The sequence below is a fragment of the Butyrivibrio sp. genome, assembly GCF_017635265.1.
Lineage (GTDB): Bacteria > Bacillota > Clostridia > Lachnospirales > Lachnospiraceae > Butyrivibrio.
This window is the reverse complement of sequence record NZ_JAGBLU010000042.1, coordinates 1-4,547: the sequence shown is the minus strand read 5'-3', so window position 1 is coordinate 4,547 and position 4,547 is coordinate 1. Positions and strand designations below refer to the sequence as shown.

Genomic DNA, 4,547 nt, shown 5'->3' with positions numbered 1-4,547 from the left:
ATGACAGCTTAACGAATGACAAGGTAGGCATGGGCTGTGCCGAACCAAACGCTTGTGGACATCGTTGGGAAAACTACTCTCTACGGAGAGCGTGACAATAACCGTGGTGGTTGAAGCAAGAATCCCATCAAGCTTTAGCTTATGGGAGTGTCAAGCGCACATGCTTAATATAGATGGGAAGCTTGAGGCGGCAAAAGAATTTGGACAACGTATTTTGAAAGCATAATGGTTATGCTTCAGTTTAATGAAAGATTTATAGCCAGAAAACCATATACAAAACATTGTATTATTATTCATCAATCCGAGCCTGTTCTGGTTCGGATTATTTTTAGAATTATATATACTCTTGCGTATATATAATTTTGAGTATATAATTAAAGCAGAAGGAGGAGCCAACTATGTACATTAAGCAATACCTGGAAGACAACAGAATATCGATATATAAAGTTGCTAATAGCGCTCTGGTAGCGTATCCTACGGTCTTTAACATCGTTAATGGCAAGGTGGATATCCTTAACTGTGCCCTTGGTGTTGTGAAAAAGATAGCGGACGCACTTAATCTTACAATAGATGAACTTCTTACACTGTGTGACAAGAATCATTCTTTCAATTTGTTCAGAAGCGAGCAGTGTCATTTGGTAAATCGGATGGGCGAAATTGATTATGTGATCGACCTCCTGGAAAAGAAAAAAATAAATTATTACTGGAAACTGGATATGAAGGCTGAGGCATTTTATCTTCTTGCAATGCTGGATTATCTAAGTAAGCGTAACGGACTTCCAAAGTGTAATGAATATGAAGAAATAAGGCGCTATAAACTGGAAAAGCCTGTATTCCCTGCTGATACAGAATTGTCAGAAAAACTCTTGGGAAAAGATGCATACAAAGAGGCTATGGATCACGCTATTCCTGAGTTTCTTAATTTTAATATAGTAGAATGTGAGATTATAAATGGATAAGGGTTTATTTACAAAAGAAAATATAGACAATCTGTTGTTTCAACTGGCAAAAGAGTATAAAAAGCTTAATAGAAAGAACATTCCAGCAGAGATTGTAATTATAGGCGGTGCAGCAATAGTTTCAAAATATGGATTTCGTCCATCTACAACGGATATCGATAGTCTGATTTTTGCATCATCTTCCATGAAAGATGCCATAAACATCGTGGGCGACAGAAACGGACTTCCGACTGGATGGATCAACGAGGAATTTAGAAAAACCAGCTCATATACTGAAAAGATTCGGCAGTATTCCAAGCATTATAAAATGTTTGCAAACATACTTGAAGTAAGGATGCTCCCATCAGAGTACGATGTTGCAATGAAACTGGCTTCAATGAGGCCATACAAGTATGATATGTCAGATGCTGTCGGCATCATAAAGTCAGAGAATATCACGAGAGAGCTAATAGAGAAAGCTGTTGTGAATTTTTATGAGAGCTTTGAAAATCTTTCTCATCCTGAAGAAGCAAGAAAGCTTCTTGATAGTATCTTTTCTGCGGACAATCTGGAGGAGCTATATGACAGTACTAGATCGTCAGAGTCTGATAACCGGGTAATCCTCAAGGATATCGATGATAATTATCCGAAGCTGCTTAACGAAGGTAATCTTGCAAGCGTTTTGGAGGCTGCAAAAAGAAAGAGGGTCAGAGAATCTAAGGAATGAGATAAAAAAGTTCTGATGAATATAAGCAGACTTGCATCCTATTGTGAAAAAGAGTGTTGAAGGAAAAAGAATGTGCTATTATAAATAAAGAAGCAAAGGAGCTTACAGAAATGTTGGCAGACTTTGCTTTTTTCTTTTGTATGGCTGTAAATGCAATAGGAGGTTGTAGGTATGGCAGCATTTGAACGTGTATTGTCAGGGATACCGGAAATGGATAAAGCGCTTGATAACATCAGGCTTGGTGACAACGTTGTTTTCAGGGTTTCTGACCTTTCGGAGTTTAGAATGTTTGTTGATCCTTACGTTGAGCAGGCGAAGAAGGATGGGAGGAACATAATCTACTTCAGATTTGCCAGCCACGAGCCGCTTGTGGAAGACTGTCCTGAGGTAAAGATATATCAGGTACCGCTAACACACCGCTTTGAGACGTTCACCGTAGATATACATAATATCATTGAAAAAGAAGGAAAGGATGCCTTCTATGTTTTTGACTGCTTGTCAGAGCTGCAGATACGCTGGGCTACTGACCTCATGATGGGGAATTTCTTTAGGGTTACGTGTCCGTTCCTCTTTATTCTCGACACTGTTGCGTTTTTCCCGATAATACGGGGAAAGCATTCTTTTCACGCAGTCAATAAAATCCTCAATACAACGCAGCTTTTTCTTGATGTATATTCTGATTCTAAAAATGTATATGTACGCCCTGAGAAGGTCTGGAACAGGGATTCAGAGACTATGTTCCTTCCGCATATTTATAAAAAAGATGAAGGAACCTTCAGGCCAATCCTTGATGGCGTCCAGTCCAGCCGTTTCTATCAGCTTCTTGATAATTTCCAGAGACCTGGGGAGGATCAGTATGTTGATTTCTGGGATAAGTTTTTTAATACGGCAAAGCTCCAGTATGACAACCATATGGATATGATAGAGTCCTGCAACATGATGTGCAATATCATGATGACCAGGGATGAGAAGATGAGACAGATGGTAAAAAAGCATTTTGAGCCTGAGGACTATTTTGCTGTCAGGAATCATATGATAGGGACAGGACTCATTGGAGGAAAGGCCTGCGGAATGCTTCTTGCCAGGGCTATCATCCGCAACGAGAATCCTGAGATAAACGAAGTGTTGGAACCCCACGATTCATTCTTTATGGGCTCGGATGTTTATTATACTTATATCGTTGACAATGAGTTCTGGGATCTACGGATTCGCCAAAGAGCTGACGAAGAGTATTTTTCACTTGCCGATGAGTTTGCAACAAAGCTGAAGCAGGGATCTTTTTCAGAAGAACTAAGGACTCAGTTTAAGCATATCCTGGAATACTATGGGCAGGATCCATTTATTGTAAGGTCAAGCAGTATCCTCGAGGATGGATTTGGAAATGCTTTTGCCGGAAAGTATGAATCGGTATTCTGTGCAAACAGGGGCACCTTAGAGGAGAGGCTTGAAGAATTTGAGAATGCCATCAGAACAGTATATACCAGCACCATGAGCCTGTCTGCCCTTGATTACAGAAAGAGGCGTGGACTTGATAAAAGGGATGAGCAGATGGCACTGCTAATACAGAGAGTTTCAGGGTCTTATTATGGTCCTTATTATATGCCCTGTGCTGCTGGTGTTGGCTATTCCTACAGTCCATACAAATTCCTTGCGGACATCGAACCAAAGGCTGGCATGTTAAGGCTTGTCATGGGTCTTGGTACATCAGCTGTGGACAGGACTATGGGCTCATATCCCCGTCTTGTAAGCCTTGATATGCCGGAGGCAACTTCATTAGTTACCGTAGCTGAAAAGCACCAGTTTTCTCAGCGGGCGGTAGAAGCCATGGACGTGAGCGAGCATGCATTGAAACGATTGGAGCTTAGAGATATTGAAGGCAAGCTTCCGATGTATCTGATAAACACACTTCTCGAACACGATTATGAAGTGGAGGATTCTTTAAAAGAGCGTGGTATATACCGGGATGTGAGATTCATATCCTGTAGAGGCCTTGTGAAAAAGCAGACCATAATGACACAGATGCAGCAGCTTATGCAGATAATCCAGAAGGAATATGAGCATCCTGTAGATATAGAGTTTACAATGAACCTTTCGGAAAACGGTGAGTATTCCATAAACCTCCTGCAATGCAGGCCGCTTCAGGTATTCAAGGATACAGCACAAGTAGTTGTTCCCGAAAGTGTACCGGAGGATAACATCATCCTTGAAAGCGTAGGCTCTTCAATGGGGCTCTCGAGGAGTGTTCCTATTGACCTGATAGTCTATGTTGATCCCAAGGCATACTATGAAATGCCATACGCTGATAAGACCCGGATTGCAAGGATCATAGGCAAGGTAAACTGGACATTCAGAGAACAGGGCAGGCACATGATGTTGGTCGTTCCAGGGCGTATAGGTACTTCATCTCCTGAACTTGGGGTACCTACAATCTTTGCGGATATCAGTGAATTTGAGGCGGTATGTGAAGTTGAGGAAAAGGAGGCTGGCTATAACCCGGAGCTGTCCTATGGAAGCCACATTTTCCAGGATCTTGTAGAAGCAGATATTCTATATACCGCTGTTTTTGCAAACGAGAATACTCTGCATTTCTCACCGGATAAGCTCTCAGCTTATAGAAATAATACCGCAGATTTTACGGATAGGGACAGCGATGCAGACATCGTAAAGGTCTTTGACATGAAAGAAGCTGAATGCACTCTTTTCTACGATTTGGAAAAGAATCACCTGTTGCTAAAAACATGAATAGCCTTTCGGAATTGAAGTGCATTTAGAGCATAAATAACGGGATCCGCCCGATTGAACCTTGAAAAGTTAATACTATCCTAAAAGATTGGAAGATATGGGATCGATTGAGAAGAATTGCCCTAAAAATGGCGTACTTT

Annotated in this window: 3 protein-coding genes; all 3 read left to right on the top strand. The window is 41.1% G+C overall.

Features of this window, described 5'->3' with window-relative positions:
• Positions 1-398: 398 nt before the first annotated feature.
• The 3 genes from J6O61_RS05895 (at position 399) to J6O61_RS05885 (ending at position 4,407) form a co-directional block, all read left to right on the top strand.
• The gene (locus J6O61_RS05895) at positions 399-959 is read left to right on the top strand and encodes a helix-turn-helix domain-containing protein (RefSeq protein ID WP_292210738.1); all 561 of its coding nucleotides are present in this window, start codon (positions 399-401) and stop codon (positions 957-959) included.
• The gene (locus tag J6O61_RS05890; RefSeq protein ID WP_292210734.1) at positions 952-1,665 is read left to right on the top strand and encodes a DUF6036 family nucleotidyltransferase; all 714 of its coding nucleotides are present in this window, start codon (positions 952-954) and stop codon (positions 1,663-1,665) included. The genes J6O61_RS05895 and J6O61_RS05890 overlap by 8 nt, the downstream gene beginning before the upstream one ends.
• A 171-nt stretch (positions 1,666-1,836) precedes the next feature.
• Entirely contained in the window at positions 1,837-4,407 is a 2,571-nt protein-coding gene (locus J6O61_RS05885) for a PEP/pyruvate-binding domain-containing protein (protein WP_292210733.1), read from the top strand.
• Positions 4,408-4,547 lie beyond the last annotated feature (140 nt).